The sequence below is a fragment of the Nocardioides lianchengensis genome (genome assembly GCF_900101465.1).
GTDB lineage: Bacteria > Actinomycetota > Actinomycetes > Propionibacteriales > Nocardioidaceae > Nocardioides > Nocardioides lianchengensis.
The window spans coordinates 72,877-88,452 of the sequence record NZ_FMZM01000014.1; the positions used below are offsets into that span (position 1 = coordinate 72,877).

At 70.1% G+C, this 15,576-nt stretch carries 18 protein-coding genes; 7 read left to right on the forward strand and 11 right to left on the reverse strand.

Annotated elements, in window-relative coordinates; translation table 11 throughout:
* Positions 1-48: 48 nt before the first annotated feature.
* Complete coding sequence (locus tag BLT76_RS21910; RefSeq protein WP_090860435.1) at positions 49-720, forward strand: Type 1 glutamine amidotransferase-like domain-containing protein; 672 nt, start codon at positions 49-51, stop codon at positions 718-720.
* Positions 721-772: 52 nt separating this feature from the next.
* A complete protein-coding gene (locus BLT76_RS21915) occupies positions 773-1,147 on the forward strand; it encodes a hypothetical protein (RefSeq protein ID WP_090860436.1) in 375 nt (124 codons plus the stop codon).
* 10 nt (positions 1,148-1,157) lie between these two features.
* On the opposite strand, the gene BLT76_RS21920 is transcribed toward BLT76_RS21915, so the two are convergent.
* Together BLT76_RS21920 and BLT76_RS21925 are read right to left on the reverse strand one after the other, a co-directional pair.
* Positions 1,158-1,328 carry a ribosomal protein L7/L12 gene (locus BLT76_RS21920; RefSeq protein WP_090860437.1) on the reverse strand — a complete coding sequence of 57 codons (171 nt, stop codon included), beginning with the start codon at positions 1,326-1,328 and terminating at the stop codon, positions 1,158-1,160.
* A 3-nt stretch (positions 1,329-1,331) separates the two neighbouring features.
* Positions 1,332-1,526 (reverse strand): hypothetical protein, encoded by a 195-nt coding sequence (locus BLT76_RS21925; RefSeq protein WP_139175780.1) that lies wholly within the window; start codon positions 1,524-1,526, stop codon positions 1,332-1,334.
* 142 nt (positions 1,527-1,668) lie between these two features.
* On the opposite strand from BLT76_RS21925, the gene BLT76_RS21930 reads away from it, so the two are divergent.
* Positions 1,669-2,367, forward strand: a complete 699-nt coding sequence (locus BLT76_RS21930; protein ID WP_090860439.1) for a hypothetical protein — start codon at positions 1,669-1,671, stop codon at positions 2,365-2,367.
* 10 nt (positions 2,368-2,377) lie between these two features.
* Here BLT76_RS21930 and BLT76_RS21935 read toward each other — a convergent pair whose 3' ends face one another.
* Positions 2,378-2,764: a hypothetical protein gene (locus BLT76_RS21935; RefSeq protein ID WP_139175782.1), complete on the reverse strand. Its 387-nt coding sequence runs from the start codon at positions 2,762-2,764 to the stop codon at positions 2,378-2,380.
* Positions 2,765-2,846: 82 nt separating this feature from the next.
* Complete coding sequence (locus BLT76_RS21940; protein ID WP_090860441.1) at positions 2,847-4,031, reverse strand: benzoate/H(+) symporter BenE family transporter; 1,185 nt, start codon at positions 4,029-4,031, stop codon at positions 2,847-2,849.
* Between the two features lie 47 nt (positions 4,032-4,078).
* Between BLT76_RS21940 and BLT76_RS21945 the strand changes: the two genes are divergently transcribed.
* Both BLT76_RS21945 and BLT76_RS21950 read left to right on the forward strand, forming a co-directional pair.
* Positions 4,079-4,600, forward strand: coding sequence for an XRE family transcriptional regulator (locus tag BLT76_RS21945; RefSeq protein WP_090860442.1), 522 nt, complete (start codon positions 4,079-4,081; stop codon positions 4,598-4,600).
* Between the two features lie 211 nt (positions 4,601-4,811).
* Positions 4,812-7,220 carry an SIR2 family protein gene (locus BLT76_RS21950; RefSeq protein WP_139175784.1) on the forward strand — a complete coding sequence of 803 codons (2,409 nt, stop codon included), beginning with the start codon at positions 4,812-4,814 and terminating at the stop codon, positions 7,218-7,220.
* 307 nt (positions 7,221-7,527) lie between these two features.
* Here the strand turns inward: BLT76_RS21950 and BLT76_RS21955 are convergent, their stop codons facing one another.
* Positions 7,528-8,262: an SDR family oxidoreductase gene (locus BLT76_RS21955; RefSeq protein WP_090860444.1), complete on the reverse strand. Its 735-nt coding sequence runs from the start codon at positions 8,260-8,262 to the stop codon at positions 7,528-7,530.
* Positions 8,263-8,362: 100 nt separating this feature from the next.
* Between BLT76_RS21955 and BLT76_RS21960 the strand changes: the two genes are divergently transcribed.
* The gene (locus BLT76_RS21960) at positions 8,363-9,211 is read left to right on the forward strand and encodes an MmyB family transcriptional regulator (protein ID WP_170867200.1); all 849 of its coding nucleotides are present in this window, start codon (positions 8,363-8,365) and stop codon (positions 9,209-9,211) included.
* A gap of 6 nt (positions 9,212-9,217) precedes the next feature.
* Here the strand turns inward: BLT76_RS21960 and BLT76_RS21965 are convergent, their stop codons facing one another.
* The 5 genes from BLT76_RS21965 to BLT76_RS21985 form a co-directional block, all read right to left on the reverse strand.
* Positions 9,218-9,652, reverse strand: a complete 435-nt coding sequence (locus BLT76_RS21965) for an SRPBCC family protein (RefSeq protein WP_090860446.1) — start codon at positions 9,650-9,652, stop codon at positions 9,218-9,220.
* A 65-nt stretch (positions 9,653-9,717) separates the two neighbouring features.
* On the reverse strand, positions 9,718-10,233 hold the full coding sequence (locus tag BLT76_RS21970) for a gamma carbonic anhydrase family protein (protein WP_244509520.1): 516 nt from the start codon (positions 10,231-10,233) through the stop codon (positions 9,718-9,720).
* Positions 10,230-11,402 (reverse strand): CaiB/BaiF CoA transferase family protein, encoded by a 1,173-nt coding sequence (locus BLT76_RS21975; protein ID WP_244509521.1) that lies wholly within the window; start codon positions 11,400-11,402, stop codon positions 10,230-10,232. Before BLT76_RS21975 ends, BLT76_RS21970 begins: the two co-directional genes overlap by 4 nt.
* On the reverse strand, positions 11,399-12,163 hold the full coding sequence (locus tag BLT76_RS21980; protein ID WP_090860448.1) for an enoyl-CoA hydratase: 765 nt from the start codon (positions 12,161-12,163) through the stop codon (positions 11,399-11,401). The genes BLT76_RS21975 and BLT76_RS21980 overlap by 4 nt, the downstream gene beginning before the upstream one ends.
* Positions 12,160-13,320: a CaiB/BaiF CoA transferase family protein gene (locus BLT76_RS21985; RefSeq protein ID WP_090860449.1), complete on the reverse strand. Its 1,161-nt coding sequence runs from the start codon at positions 13,318-13,320 to the stop codon at positions 12,160-12,162. Before BLT76_RS21985 ends, BLT76_RS21980 begins: the two co-directional genes overlap by 4 nt.
* Before the next feature lie 73 nt (positions 13,321-13,393).
* On the opposite strand from BLT76_RS21985, the gene BLT76_RS26640 reads away from it, so the two are divergent.
* A complete protein-coding gene (locus tag BLT76_RS26640) occupies positions 13,394-14,122 on the forward strand; it encodes a GntR family transcriptional regulator (RefSeq protein ID WP_090860450.1) in 729 nt (242 codons plus the stop codon).
* Here BLT76_RS26640 and BLT76_RS21995 read toward each other — a convergent pair.
* On the reverse strand, positions 14,119-15,498 hold the full coding sequence (locus BLT76_RS21995) for a GntP family permease (protein ID WP_170867201.1): 1,380 nt from the start codon (positions 15,496-15,498) through the stop codon (positions 14,119-14,121). The two genes, BLT76_RS26640 and BLT76_RS21995, sit on opposite strands and share 4 nt — an antisense overlap.
* Positions 15,499-15,576 lie beyond the last annotated feature (78 nt).

The following is a 15,576-nucleotide window of genomic DNA, read 5'->3' on the forward strand; positions in this document are numbered from 1 at the left end:
GGCGGGTCGGTACGTCGTACCTGCCCTGCGATCGACCCGGGAGACGCCTTGAAGCTGCTGCTCACGTCCGGGGGCGTCACGAACGCCAGCATCCACGCGGCACTGGTCGGGATGCTGGGCAAGCCGATCAGCGAGTCCGACGCCCTCTGCATCCCCACGGCGATGTACGGCCACCCCCGGGTCGGTCCGGGCGACCGGGCCTGGCAGTTCATCAGCGGGGAGTCCGAGAACCCGATGGTCGGCCTGGGCTGGCGGTCGATGGGCGTCCTCGAGCTCACGGCGCTGCCCAGCATCGACGAGTCGCACTGGGTCCCGCGGGTCAGGGAGGCGGACGCCCTGCTGGTCGCGGGCGGCGACGTGCTCTACCTCTGCCACTGGATGCGGGAGTCCGGCCTCGCCGACCTCCTCCCGTCGCTGACCGAGACGGTGTGGGTGGGGCTGAGCGCCGGGAGCATGGTGCTGACCCCCGAGGTCGGGGACGACTTCATCCAGTGGCGGCCGCCGTACGACGACGACCGCACGCTGGGCCTCGTCGACTTCTCAATCTGCCCGCACCTCGCGCCGGACGGCCAGCCGGGCAACACGCTCGCCGAGGCAGAGCAGTGGGCGGCCGGGATCGCGGGGCCGGCGTACGCCATGGACGATCAGAGTGCGATCGCCGTGGTCGACGGGCACGTCGAGGTGGTGTCCGAGGGGCAGTGGACGCAGCTGAAAGGCTGACGAGCGGACACGGATCGCGACCGTGGCGAGCGCCTGCGCGGATGATGTGGGCATGACCTCGCTCTCGCTGATCGGCTATTGGCGCTCCGAGGGAGACTTGACCTCCGCCTTCCCGGATCCGCGCGACTGGGTCGACCCCAGTTGGGATCAGGACGAGCGGGACGCGACGTCGTACTACTTCGCCGCCGGCACGCTCTTCCGCACGTTCATGGGCTACTCACCGTGCAGGATCTGCGGCGTCGACAACGGAGTCGTCGAGTACACGGATGGGACCTACGTTTGGCCAGAGGGACTCGCCCACTACATCGACGAGCACGCGGTGCGGCTTCCGGACGTGCTGGTCGCCCACGCCCGTGAGCGACTGAACGCCGTGGAGGACCGTGAAGCCGCGCCCGACTGGTGGCTCACCGCGACCGCGAAGACGTGATCACCGGCATCTAGTCGTCGTTCGTGAGTACGGCGGCCGTGGCACCCGCGCTCTCGAGCCGGTCGCGGACACGGTCGGCGCTCGCGGCGCTCAGGCGGCGGACGACGATGACGGGCGCGGACTCGACCGCGTTCTTGGCGTCCACCAGCCCCGCGCCGGTGACCTCCCGAAGCCCCTTGATCGCCTAGATGGGGCGCGCGCCGGAGCTCAGCAGCTCGACGCTGCACGGCCCCGGCTCGGTGAACTGCTGCGGCACGGTCCGGGCCGGGGGCTCTCCGGTGCGGACGTAGAACCACCACGTCACGGGGTTGGTCATCATGCTGAGCACGAAGACCACCACGCCCAGCAGGCCCACGACGCCCAGATCCGAGTCCCCCACGCCGATGAGGGTGAGACCGAGGATGCCGCCGAGGATCCGTGGGAGCGCTCGAAGGAGCGCTCCCCCGACAGAGTTCACCGACCCGGACACGGGCCGGAGTCTGTCACCACCGACTCGACGCGGTCCTTGTAGCGTCGGGTCCGTGCCCGACCGTCTCTCCACGCTCGAGGTCGTCGTCGAGCGATCGACCCCGAACTACCCGACGGTCCGCCTGCACGTCGACGGCGTCGACGTTCTGGACCCGGAATACCAGGAGAACGGCAACGACCCGGTCGACATCCTGGACACCGGCGCGCTGGTCCCGCAGGCCGAGCCGCGCCGCATCGCGTTCTACGGGTGCGGCTGCGGGACCTTCGGGTGCTTCGTCGTCGCGGGTCTGATCACCGAGAGCGCGGGTCGCGTGAGCTGGACCGACTTCCGCACCATCACCGGCGCCTACCACTCCGCGCTGCCCGACCCGAGGGACGGCCCGGACCCCGCTCGCAGCGTCAACACGATGCACGAGGGCCCGGACGACCGCCTCGATCTTCCGGACGTGCACTTCGACGCCGCGCAGTACGGCGCGGCCGTCGGCGCCGCGATGAGGGACCGCAGCTGGGAGTCACGGGCTCGCGCGGTCGCCCGCCTCGTTCGCGAGCAGCTGCCTGACCGCAACCTCGGGGCGGCGCAGCACGGCGACGTCATCCACCTCCACCGCCAGTACGACGGCGAGAAGTGGCCCGACCAGGTCGCCCTCGCCGTACCTTCGGGCTCCACGGTGGCGGTCGCGGACCGCCTTGTGACGTTGCTGGAGGAGGGTCGGGACCCTCGCCAGATCGTTCGCCGCCGGCTCTGGCGCTGACTGGAGCGTCTTAGAAGTAGTTCTCCGGCAGCGTCGCCAGCCACCAGACGAACAGGCTGACGACGAGGAGGAGCGCGCCCGCTGTCCACAACGCACCCCTGACCCACCGCGGCATCGAACCCTTAGCCGCACGCGGCGAGTCCGGGAGGAAGAAGGCCCAGGCGAGGTCCGGCATCTCGCCGGCCGCGAACGTCACGTCGCGGTCGGGGGTGCGAACCGTCCAAACATCGACGGAGTGACGCTGCACCGGTTGGGCGGGATGGGCGACCACGATCCGCCTGTCCAGGGGAACCCAGTCCTGGCCCCAGGGATCGATGCCGAGCAGGTCGAACTCCTCGCCCTCCCAACACAGGCCGACCGAGCTCCACCCGGGAGTCACAGGCGGCGAGGCGGACATACCGCGACGGTAGCGGCCCCGAGCCCTGGCTGACGCACATCGCCGACGATCCGGACCGACGTACCGGGAACCGCCCCGTCACTCAGGGACGTACGGCGCTGACGACGGGCCGCAACAGGGGACGCAGCACCAGGCCGGCGAGCAGCGCCCAGAACGCGGCGCCGACGCTGAGGATCGTGACCCCCGAGGCGGCGATCACGAAGCACACCACGGCCGCCTCGCGGTCGTCGTCGTCGGCGAGCGCACCGGCCAGGGAGGCAGCCAGGGTGCCGAGCAGCGCCAGCCCGGCCGCCGCCTGCATGACGTCTCCGGGAGCGGCGGCCACCAGGGCGGTGAGGGCACCGCACGCCAGGGCCAGGACCAGGTAGGTCGCCGACGCGGACACCGCCGCCACCCAGCGACGACCGCGGTCCGGCCCGGCCATCGGCCCGGCGGTCATCGCCGCGGTGATCGCCGCCAGGTTGATCGCATGGCCACCGAAGGGCGCCCCGACCAGCGTGCCGATGCCGGTGACGCTCATCGTCTCGCGCCACGGGACCTGGTAGCCGAAGCTCGACGTCACGGCCACGCCCGGCACGTTCTGCGAGGCCATCGTGACGACATAGAGCGGTACGGCGATGCTGACGACGGCGGCGACCGACCAGTGCGGCGTCGTCCAGGTGAGCGTGGGGATCAGGTCGCCAGGATCAACCGACGAGCCGGCGGAGATGATCACCACGACCAACGCGACCGCGAGCGCCACCGGCACCGCCCACCGCCGCGAGATCCGGTGCATGACCAGCCAGGCGAGCACCACCGGCCCGACGTACGCCGGGGAGTCCGCGAGGCCGGTGACCGGCTGGAGGCAGATCGGGAGCAGTACGCCGGCGAGCATCGCGCGGGCGAGCGAGGTCGGGATCCGGGCGATCAGGTCGCCGAGCGCCGGCACCAGACCGGTGAGGACGATCAGCAGTCCGGCGACGACGAACGCGCCGACCGCCGCCGGCCACCCGCCCGTGACCACCCCGGTCGACAGCAGCAGCGCCGCGCCCGGCGTCGACCACGCGAGGGTGATCGGCGTGCGGTGCCGCAGCGTCAGCCAGAGCATGCCGAGCGCCTGGGTCAGGAACAACGTCAGCAGGCCCGACGCCGCCTGGGTGGAGCTGGCGCCCACGGCGGTCAGCCCGGCGAGCACCACGACGAAGGAGCTGCTGGATCCGACGACCGCAGCGACGATCCCGGCGACGACCGGGGTGCCCTCGTGCGGTGACGCCGAGACCTGGCTCATGACAGACTCCGTTCTGTAAACAGAACGAAGGCTAGTGGGAGGGCGCCATGACGAGCCAACCGGGGATCGCCGTCGGCGCCCGGATCCGCGCCCTCCGCACCGAGCGCGGCTTGTCGCTCTCCGCACTCGCAGCGGCGGCGGGGATCGGGAAGGGCTCCCTCTCCGAGCTGGAGACCGGCCGCCGCAACCCCACCCTCGACACCCTCTACGCGCTCACCGGGCCGCTCGGCGTCCCGCTCGCGTCGCTGGTCGACTTCCGCGAAGGGTCGGTGGTCGCGGACGACGGCTTTGAGACCGTCCTCCTGCACACCGAGCGAACCGCGGCGGCTACCTCCGAGGTCTGGCTGTTGCGGGTCGACGCGGGTGTCACGCGCACCTCGGACGCGCACGCGCCTGGCGTCGTCGAGCAACTGATGGTCCTGACCGGGTCGTGCCGCGTGGACTACGGCGACGAGTCGGTCGAGATTACTGTCGGCGGTCACGCCGCGTGGCCAGCCGACGTCCACCATCGCTACACGGCGGTCGGGACTGACCTGAAGGCAATTAACGTCATCGTCACGCCCACCTAAGGACTTCCTTGGCCGTCCTGCCACGGAATGAAGTCCTCGGGTCGCCGCAGCAACGCTCCGCCCGCTCTGGCCTACGCCGAGGTCGCACCCTCCTACGCATAGACGCATCTGGATTCCCTCAGGGCGGCCGCGTCGGACCTGCGAAAACGACACCCCAAACGCGACGGCGCCCTTAGTGTGACCCTCATCCAATTGTTGAGGGGGAGTGGGCATGGACAGCGTGCGGGCCCTGGCCGCCAGGATCAATCCTGCTCAGACCGTCCTCCTGCTCGGGGCAGGAGCCAGCGTGCCCTCGGGCGCCCCTACTGGCGCGGAGTTCGCCGCATACCTCGCTCGTCGGCTGAGTCCGCAGCCACAAGGAAGCGATCTGTCGGAAATTGCGACAATCTTCGAACACCGCACGTCGCGGCGAGAACTGGTTGAGGCCATCCAAGAAAGACTGCGGAACCTCGAGCCCACCGGCGGCCTCCTCCTACTTCCCGAATTCGAATGGCGTTCTATCTACTCGACCAATTACGACCTACTTCTCGAAAAGGCGTATCGCAAGAGTGACCGCTCCCTCGCGGTCGTGAGATCAAACTACGACTGGCAGAAGGGCCTCGGCGGGACCGTCCTGTACAAAATTCACGGTTGCATGACCCAAGATATCGGACTCGGGAACAAGCACCGCATGGTTATCACAGACCGTGACTACGACCAAGTAAAGGATTACCACCAACTTCTTTTCACGTCTCTCGCCGCAGAGATGCTGACGTGCGACACTTTGGTCATTGGACAGTCGCTCGCCGATGCGCATCTGAAAGAACTGGCAAAGAAGGCTGCGACTTTAAACCAGTCGGCAGGAACACCGGGGCGCGTTTACCTATTAGTGTACGAGTCAGATCCCGATCGTGCGGTCCTTTTCGAGCAGTACGGAATCGACGTGACGTCGGGTTCACTGGAGACGCTCTTACACGCAATATCGGAGGTCCATGTACCCGCATCGAAGAAGTCAGAGGAGGACGAGGCCGCAGATCGGGATGCGCGCGAACTACCACTAGCACTACGAGCGTGCACGGTCGATTGCTCACATTCTGCCGGCCTGCGACCAGATGCGCGAACTCTGTTCAACGGTGGTGCCGCGTCCTACGGAGACATCGCCACCGGATTCACAATCGAGCGAGCTATTGAGAATCGACTCCTAGATTCGCAGCAGAACGCACGAATGCTGGCCACAGTACTTACTGGCTCTGCCGGGGTCGGCAAGACGACACTAGCGCGGAGATTGATGTCCAATCGATTGCGCCAAGATTTTATCTGCTGGGAGCATGTCAATACCTTTCAGCTCAACGTTGAGGCATGGATGAAGGTGGAGGAGCGGCTTCGCGCGAGTCAGCGCCAAGCATTCTTGCTCGTCGATGACGCGACCGAGCAGTTGGTTGCCATCAACCGGCTCGCGGATGCACTGGGCAAGCTCGAGCGACCGCACCTTCGTCTCGTACTAACCGCGAATAGCGCTCAGTGGCAATCGAGGCGGAAGAGTCCCGTGCTTCTTCAGCGATCGCATGTTGAAACGATGTCCAGCCTCACCCCATTGGATATCGATCGATTTGTGAATCTAGTTGAGCAGCAACAACCGATCCGAGAACTTGTCGAGGAGTCCTTCCTAGCCTTCACTCACGCTCAACGCATTCGCCATTTGCGGGATCGCTGCAACGCTGACATGTACGTATGCCTCAAGAATATCTTTGGTTTCGAAGAACTTGACGACATATTGCTGGCAGAGTACAAAGACCTACCTGAGGACCCTCAGGATATTTACCGCTACGTGTGCGCAATTCAGGCGATGGGCGGGAAGGTTCATCGCCAGTTGATCGTGCGCTTGCTCGGTATTGACGCAGGTCAACTGATGGCTCACCTGAAACAACTCGAAGGGATAGTCCAGGAGCACGACATTAGTGTTTCGCGAGGAATCTACGGATGGTCCACACGGCACGACGTGATCGCTACTGTGATCGCGACATACAAGTTCGGAGATCCCGACGAACAGGGAGAGCTCCTCGAAAACCTAATTCATGGGCTCAATCCATCCGTATGGATTGAGATGGAAACTGCGAATGCCCTCGCGACGAGCGAGATGGGCATCGACCGTCTCCCGAGCCACGAAGAACAGATTCGATTGCTCACTGAACTTGTCCGTGTTGTTCCTAGCGAGCGCACACCTCACCGTCGCCTGATCAGAAAGTACTTGAACGCCGAGGACACGATCGGCGCAAAGCAAGCCATCGAGGCTTCACTACGCGATCTCGGACAGGACGACATCGTCGATCGCTATCGCGTCCGGTTGATTGTGCTTAGAGCCGAGAAATCAACTGGCTTGATGCTTGGGGACAGAGTCTCACTCCTCTTTGAGGCGAGGTCGCAAGCTTCCAAGCTTCTCCTAAGACGCCCGGACGATCGCCACAACTACCGTCTACTGTGCGAGGTTGGCCTTAGTTTGATGCGCCTCAATGGCAACACGATGGTGCTATCGGAAGGCATCGACGCCTTCCGAAAGGCGGAGTCCGAGATTCCCGACCCAGAGTTCACCAATGACCGGAAACACTATGAACAACTCCTCCGTACCGCAGGACTTGGTTGAGCGAGTTGGGGGAGCTCGACTTTAGTTGGCGATTGCAACGGAAACATGGCAGCCATAGGGTTCGGCAGGGCGCCCACCTCCCGGGTCCGAAGGCGCCCGTAAGGGGCACCGCTCGGGCCGATCATGGGTCTTGCTGGACGAACTCCCTACGAGTCGGGTCTATGCCGCCAGCAGGTCCGAGTCCTCCAGCCTTCGCACCGGGTGCACTTGATACGCCGCTCCGCCGCCTATCTGCGGAGTCGGATCCGACTTGTCCTGGCTTTGCGGACGCCAGTCCCCGCCTAGAAACCTCAGGGGGTTCGAAGGGTCAGGCGATCCCGCCATTGGCCCGCACGACCTGCCCATTGACCCAGTGCCCGGCGGCCGACGCCAGGAAGCCAACCACCTCAGCAACCTCCTCCGGCGTACCGATCCGCTCCAGCGGCGCGAGCTTCGCGAGCCGGTCGAGGGTGGCGTCGTCCTTGCCGTCCAGGAAGAGGTCGGTGGCGGTGGGGCCGGGGGCGACGGCGTTGACGGTGACGTCGCGGCCGCGGAGCTCGCGGGCGAGGACGAGGGTGAGGCCCTCGACGGCGGACTTGGAGGCGATGTAGGCGCCGTACGTCGGGTGGCGGAGCTCGACCTGGGAGGTGGAGAAGGTGACGAGGGCGCCGCCGGGGCGGAGGCGGCGGGCGGCCTGCTGGGCGACGACGACGGTGCCGCGGATGTTGGTGCGGTGCATCGCGTCGAGCTCGTCGAGGTCCAGGTCGGCGATCGGGGACAGGTGCATCCGGCCGGCCGCGTGGACGACGACGTCGACGCCGCCGTACTGCTCCTCGGTGGTGTCGAAGAGGGCGGCGACGGCGTGCTCGTCGGCGACGTCGGCCCGTACGGCGGTCGCGCGGCCGCCGGCCGCCTCGATGTCGCCGACGGTCGCCTCGGCGGCCGCGGTGTTGCCGGCGTAGGCGAGGACCACGGGGTGGCCGGTGGCGGCGAGGTGGAGGGCGACGGCGCGGCCGATGCCGCGGGAGCCGCCGGTGACGATGGCTACTCGGTTCGTGTTCATGGCTCCACCGTCCTCGCCGCGGCGGGGCGGAACCAGAGTGTGCTCACCGGGGGGACGCCACCCCCTCCCTCAGCGCACCGGCCCGGAGGACACTGGGGGCGTGGACCTCAGCGAGCTCGGCGCCTTCGTGAAGTCGCGGCGCGACCGGATCCGGCCCGCGGACGTCGGGCTGCCGACCGGGCCCCGGCGCCGGGTCCCGGGGCTGCGGCGTGACGAGGTGGCGGTGCTGGCGGGCGCGTCGGTCGAGTACTACATCGAGATCGAGCGCGGCTCCGGCGTCCAACCCTCCGAGCAGATGCTCGCCGCGCTGGCCCGGGCGCTGAGGCTGTCCCGCGACGAGCGCGACCACCTCTACCACCTGGCCGGGCGGGCGTTGCCGGCCGACGGCGGGGCCGCGGCCCACGTCCACCCCGGGCTGCTGGACCTCCTCGACCGCCTGGCCGGTACGCCGGCGCAGGTGATCACCGACCTGCACGTGACGCTCGTCCAGAACCCGCTCGCCGCCGCTCTGGTCGGCTCCGAGAGCCACCTGCGCGGGCCGGAGGCCAGCTTCGTGTGGCGCTGGTTCACCGACCCGGCGTCGCGGGGCCTCTATCCGACCGACGACCACGACCGGCACGCGGCGTCGTTCGTGGCCGACCTGCGCGCGGCCGTCGCCCGGCGCGGGCCGCGCGACGAGGAGGCGACGACGCTGGTCGACGGGCTGCTCGCCCGGTCCGAGGAGTTCCGCACCCTGTGGGAGCAGCACGACGTCGCCGTACGACGGGCCGAGCGCAAGCGGCTCGTGCACCCCGAGCTCGGCGTGGTCGAGGTGAACTGCCTGACCCTGCTCAGCGACGACGGCCGCCAGCGGCTGCTGTGGTTCACGCCGGTCCCGGGCACCGCCTCGGTCGAGCAGCTGGAGCTGCTCCGCGTGCTCGGCACCCAGGACCTCGTCCCGGAGCGCTGAGCGGGCTCAGGCCAGCCGCTGGGCCAGGTTGGCGAGCACCCCGTCGTGGATGCGGGCGAGGCCCTTGGGGGCGAAGGTCCGCTCGAAGAAGCCGCCGATGCCGCCGGCGCCGTCCCAGGTGGTCGTGACGACCACGCGGCTGCCGTTGCCGGCGGGGCTGACGACGTAGCGGGTCACGAGGGAGGAGTTGCGGTCGGTCTCGATCACGCTGGTGGCGTCGGTCGTCACGTCGGCGACGACGTGGCGGACCCGCTTCTCGGTCGCGTGCAGCTGCCAGGTGACGACCGTGCCGTCGCCGACGCCGCCGCTCTGCACCGCGTAGTCGGTGTAACGGTCGGTGAGGATGGCCGGCCGGGTGTCGACGTAGTCGGCCAGCGCGACCAGCGCGGCCTCGGGCGTGACGGGCAGGGTCGCCTCGGTGGTGGCGGTGACCTGGGACATCGTGGCTGGCTCCTCGAGCAGGGGAAGGACGGAGGCCCATTCTCGCGCGGGCCCCGCGCGGGCGGTCAGCCGGCGTGGTGGACCCGGGCCAGCTCGGCGTACCCGTCGGCGTTGAAGCGGATGCCGGCCCGCTCCTCCTCGGTCGTCGTACGACGCACCTTCGCGGGCAGCCCGGCGACCAGCGAGCCGGGCGGGACGACCGTCCCCTCCAGGACGACGGCCCCGGCCGCGACCAGCGACCCGGTCCCGATGACGGCGCCGTTCATGACCACGGCGCCCATGCCGACCAGGACGTCGTCCTCGACCGTGCAGCCGTGCAGCACCGCGCGGTGCCCGACGCTGACGCCGGCCCCGATGGTCAGCGGGAAGCCGGGGTCGGCGTGCAGGACGCAGCCGTCCTGGATGTTGCTCCGCTCCCCCACGGTGATCGCGTCGCCGTCGGCGCGTACGACGGACGCGTACCAGACCGACGCGCCCGCCCCGATCGTCGTGGCGCCGACCAGGGTCGCGTCGTCGGCGATCCAGGCGGTGGGGTCGACCTCCGGGAGCCGGCCGGCCCAGGCCACCCGCCGCGCACTCACGACTCGCTCCGCGAGGCCAGCCAGGCCAGGACCGACGGTCCGTCGGCCCCCAGGCTCGGTGGGGCGGCGTGGTCGGTGCGGGCGTGGCTGTCGAAGCGCACCGGCGGTCCGGGCAGCTGCAGCGCCCCGAGGGCCGGGTGCTCGACGTCGAGCAGCAGCCCCTGCGAGCGGACCTGCGGCGAGGTGTAGACCTCGTCGAGGGTGCGGATCGCGCCGGACGGGACACCGGCCTCGTCGAGCGCGGCCAGCAGGTCGTCGCGGGTGCGGTCGGCGAAGGCCGCCTCGAGCAGTGCGATCAGCTCGTCGCGGTGCTCGACCCGCGAGCCGTTCGTGGCGAAGCGCGGTTCGTCGGCGTCGACGCCCGCCACCGCCGCCGTACGACGCCAGAGCGAGTCGTTGGCCGCGGCGATCTGGAGCATGCCGTCGGAGCAGGCGAAGGCGCCGTACGGCGCGATGGACGGGTGGTGGTTGCCCTGAGCCCGCGGGACCTGGCCGGCCACGGTGTAGCGGGTGCCCTGGTAGGCGTGCACCCCGACCAGCGACGACAGCAGCGAGGTCCGTACGACGTCGCCGCGCCCGGTCGTGTGCCGCGCGTGCAGCGCGGCGAGGATCCCGTAGACCGCGTGCAGGCCGGCGAGCAGGTCGCCGATGGGCACGCCGACCTTGGTGGGCTCGTCCGGTCCGGGCCCGGTCAGGCTCATCAGCCCGGCCTCGCCCTGGGCGATCTGGTCGTAGCCGGGACGGCCGCCCTCCGGCCCGTCGTGGCCGAAGCCGCTGATCGAGCAGACCACCAGCCGCGGGTTGCGCGCGTGCAGGGCCTCGACGGTCAGGCCCATCCGGTCGAGGACGCCGGGCCGGAAGTTCTCGACCAGCACGTCGGCCGCGTCGACCAGCTGCCAGAGCACGTCGAGATCGGCCTCGGCCTTGAGGTCGAGGACCACCGACTCCTTGTTGCGGTTGGCCGAGAGGAAGTAGGTGCTCACCCGGTGCTCGTCCTCGCCCACCCAGGGCGGGCCCCAGGCGCGGCTGTCGTCGCCCGCGGCGCGCTCGACCTTGATCACCCGCGCGCCGAGGTCGCCGAGGATCATCGTGGCGTGCGGCCCGGCCAGGGCCTGGGTCAGGTCGAGGACGACGATGCCGTCGAGGGGGCCGTCCAGAGGTGCTGTCACTGTCCGCTCCAGGTGGGGGTGGTCTTGGTGGTGAAGGCGGCCGCGCCGGCCGCGAAGTCCGCCGAGCCGTAGACCTGGGCGATCACGTCGTCGGCGTCGACCGTGCCGGCCGCCGCGTGCAAGCGTCGCAGGATCTCCTTGCCGGCCGCCATGGTGAGCGGCGCGTGGCCGAGGATCCGCTCCACGACGGACGCGGTCTCGGCGGTGACGTCCTCGGCGATCCGGCTCACGAACCCGGCCTCGCGGGCCTGCTCGGCGTCGAGGAGCCGCGCGGTCAGGATCATGTCGATGGTCCGCGCGTGCCCGAAGTGCCGCATGGTCAGCGCATAGCTGGCGGCGGAGAGCGTGTTGCCGAGGGTGCGGGCGATCGGGTAGCCGAACCGCGACCCGGGGTGCGCGACCCGGACGTCGGCGGCGGCCGCGATGGCCAGGCCCCCGCCGATGCAGAACCCGTCGATCGCGGCCACCACCGGCACCCGTACGGCGAGCAGCCGCCCGATGGTCGCGTCGATCTCCTCCTCGTAGGCCACGCCCCGCGGGCCGTCGAAGCCCGCGAACTGGCGGATGTCGGTGCCGGCCACGAACGCGGCGCCGCCGGCCCCCCGCAGCACCACCACGCGGACGGCGTCGTCCGCGTCGGCCCGCTCGCAGGCCTCGACCAGGCCCTCGTACATGCCGAAGGTCATCGCGTTGCGCGCCTCCGGCCGATTGAAGGTGACCCGCAGGACGGGGCCGTCCAGCTCGATCAGCAGCTCGCTCATCGGGCCTCCTCCAGCTCGGCCAGGACGGCGTCGGTGCTGTCGCCCAGCAGCGGACCGGCCCCGTCCCGGCGCACCGGCGTACGCGAGAAGCGCATCGGCGAGCCGATCTGCCGGACCGGGCCGAGGGTCGGGTGCTCGGCGTCCCAGAAGAAGTCGCGGGCGGCCAGAGCCGGGTCGGCGAAGACCTGGTCGTAGGTCTGGATCGGCGCGCACGGGACGCCGGCCTCGTCCAGGATCTCGACGACCCGGTCGGTCGGGAGCGTCGCGGTCACCGCCTCGATCGCGGTGACCAGCGCGTCGCGGTGGGTCATCCGACCGGCGTTGTCGGCGAAGCGGGGGTCCTCCGGCAGCGCGTCCAGGCCGAGGGCCGCGCAGAACCGGAGCCACAGGCCCGGGGTGTTGGCCCCGACTGTGACGTGGCCGTCGGCGGTGACGACCGCCTGGTACGGCGCCTGGCTCTGGTGGGCCGAGCCCTGCGGGCCGGGCACGGTGCCGTCGCCGAAGTAGCGCCCGGCCTCCCACACCCCGAGCGAGACGCCGGACTCGTAGAGGGAGACGTCGAGGTGCTGGCCCCGGCCCGAGCGGTCCCGCTCGCGGAGCGCGGCGGTGACCCCGAGGGCGACGTACATGGCGCACATCAGGTCGCAGATCGGCACGCCCACCTTGGCCGGGCCGGCGTCCGGGAAGCCGGTCACGCTCATCAGCCCGGAGCGGGCCTGGGCCATGATGTCGAGCCCGGGCCGGTCGGCCAGCGGGCCGTCCTGGCCCCAGCCGGAGGCCGACGCGTAGACCAGGCGCGGGTTCTCGGGCGCCAGGTCGGCGTACCCCAGGCCCATCCGGCGCATCGCGCCCGGGCGGAGGTTCTCCACCAGCACGTCGGCCCGTCGTACGAGGGCGCGGAACGCGTCGCGCCCGGCCTCGGACTTCAGGTCCAGCTCGACCGACTCCTTGTTGCGGTTGAGCCGGACGAACGACGAGCTCTCGCCCCCGACGAACGGCGCGTTGCCGCGCACGAAGTCACCGGTCCCCGGCGTCTCGACCTTCACCACCCGGGCGCCGAGGTCGGCGAGCTGGGTGGCGGCGTACGGCGCCGCGATGAAGGAGCCGACCTCGACGACGAGGACGTCGGCGAGCGGTCCGGGGGTCTGGGCGTTCATGATCCTCCTGAGTTGGTACTCGGTATACCGTACGCAAACTACGTGCTGACCGTCACCCGCTAAGGTTCGGCCCATGGAGCCCACCGCGGACCGGCGTCTCGTCGCCCCGCCGAGCATGGCCCAGCTGGCGTCCGACGCGATCCGGGCGATGATCCTGGGCGGGGAGCTGGCGCCCGGCGACCGGCTGGTCGAGGCCCGGCTCACCGAGCAGCTGGGCGTCTCCCGCCCGCCGATCCGCGAGGCGCTGAAGGACCTGCACCACGAGGGCCTGGTCGTCTCGCACCCGCGGCGCGGGATGGTCGTGCGCGAGCTGACCCGGCACGACGTCTACGAGCTGGTCACGCTGCGCGACGACCTCGAGGCGATGGCGCTGCGGCTGGCCCTGCCGCTGGCCGACCCGGACCGGCTGGAGCCGGTGCGGTCCGCGCTGGCCGACTTCGAGCGGGCCGGCGAGCAGGGCGACGGGGGCGCGACCCTGGTCGAGCTGGGCCTGCGCTTCCACCAGGCCGTGGTCGCGCTGGCCCACCACGAGCGGCTGCTCGCGACGTACCGGAGCCTGCAGCTGCAGATGGAGCTGTGCATGAGCCTCAATGTCGCCAGCCGCACCCAGGAGTCGCCGGCCGGCAACGCCGCCCGGCACCGGGTGCTGGTCGACGTGCTGGAGGCCGGCGACCTCGACGCCGCGCTCGAGGCGTTCGCCAGCCACGGCCACCGCAGCTTCCTGCCCGCCGTCGAGCAGCTCGGCGGCGGCTCGCCCGAGTCGGACGCGTGGCTCGCCCGCCTCCAGGATCTCGACCACTAGAGCACCAGGCTCATCAGCAGCACCACGCCGAGGCCGACGACGGAGGCCACGGAGGTCGACGTACCGACGGTCTTGACCGCGCCGCTCGTGGTCATCCCCAGCAGGTTCTTGGCCATCCAGAAGAAGTTGCTGTGCACGGTCATCAGGAAGAGCGCGCCCGCGGCGGCGGCCAGCGCGATGAGCATCGGGTCGATGCCCGAGCTCTCCGCCACCGGCGCCAGGATGCCGGCCGCGGTGATCGCGGCGACGCTGACCGAGCCGATGGCCACGTGCAGCACGACGGCGATCAGCCAGGCCAGCAGGATCGGCGGGCCGGAGCTGGAGGCGAAGAAGTCGCCGAGCACGTCGCCGAGGCCGGTCGCGCGGACCAGGCCGGCGAGCGCGCCGCCGAGGCCGGTCAGCACCAGCACCTCGCCGAGCGAGGAGAAGCTGGTGCCGAGCGCCCGGCCGACGCCGTCCTGGCCGCGGTAGAAGCGGACCAGCATGATCGCGCTGAACGAGCCGATGAGCAGGGCGATCGTGGGCGCCGCCAGGAAGGCGAGCACGGCGTTCTCGACGTCGAAGACGTCGGTGATCGAGCCGGCGGCGACCAGGACCAGCGAGACGATGACCGGGGAGACGGCGAACAGCAGCGGCACCCGGCGGCCCTCCTGGACCTGCTCGGTCGCCACGGCGGCCGCGCCCGCACCGGTCCCGTCGAGGCCGTCGAGCGCGTCGAAGGTCGCGCGGTCCTCGTCGGTCTCGGGCTTCCAGAACGGCGTCCGCTCGATCAGCACCGTCATGATGAAGACGGTGACCAGGATGGTCACCGCGCCGGCGATGCCGCCGAAGATCAGGTAGCGCCACAGCGGGATGTCGATGACGCCGGCCAGGGCCAGCGAGCCGACGCTCGGCACCATCATCGTCAGGCCGACCAGGATGCCGGCGACCAGGGCCGAGGCCACCCGCGGGATGCCGTTCGGGCCGGAGGTGCGGGCCAGGCCGCGCGCGACCGGGGCGGTGACGACCAGCATCACGTCGGCGAAGATCGCCTGCAGGGCGGTCCCCGCGGTCACCCCGAGGGCGTACGGCGACTTCCGCGGCCCGAAGATGCGCATCAGCCCGCGCACGATCCGGTCGATCGCGCCGAGCTCGTGCATCGCCGTACCGAGCGTGACGCCGAAGGCGATGAGCAGGCCGATCTCGGCCAGGATCTCGCCGAAGCCCGTCGTCAGGGTGCTCAGGGTGTCGTCGAGGCCGAGCCCGCTGGCGATGCCGAGGTAGAGCACGCCGGCCAGCAGCGAGTACACCGGGTGGATCTTCAGCACCACGATCAGCGCGATGATGCCGACGATCGTGATCGCGGTGTGCAGGAGGAGCAGGTTGTCGTGGGTCATGGAGGGTGCTGCCGCCGTTCTGTCCCGATGGGATGGGTGTGATGCGGGCAACACCATAAGGTATTCGGTATACCGACG